This window comes from Salifodinibacter halophilus, assembly GCA_012999515.1.
Classification (GTDB): domain Bacteria; phylum Pseudomonadota; class Gammaproteobacteria; order Nevskiales; family Salinisphaeraceae; genus Salifodinibacter; species Salifodinibacter halophilus.
This window is the reverse complement of the sequence record JABEEB010000601.1, coordinates 1-243: the sequence shown is the minus strand read 5'-3', so window position 1 is coordinate 243 and position 243 is coordinate 1. Positions and strand designations below refer to the sequence as shown.

The window sequence follows — 243 nt, the reverse complement described above, 5'->3', positions numbered from 1 at the left end:
CGCGAAGAACGCCGTCAGCGCCGTGTTCCCGACGGCCGTGGAGAGGTCGAGGTGATTCACCGCGAACGCCGTCGTGTACGTCTGCACGCCCGTGTCCGCGAGCGTCGCGAGCAGGAAGAACGCGAACATCCCCGCGACGAGCGGCCGACGGAGCAGCCGGAGGCTCGCGAGCGGCCGCCATCCCTCGCCGTCGTCCTCGGCGGGTTCGCTGTCGCGGCGACCGATGACGCCGCGGTGGACGGG

At 72.4% G+C, this 243-nt stretch carries 1 pseudogene; it reads right to left on the bottom strand.

Features of this window, described 5'->3' with window-relative positions:
* Positions 1 to 165, bottom strand: a pseudogene (locus HKX41_12980) (MFS transporter).
* Positions 166 to 243: the final 78 nt, after the last annotated feature.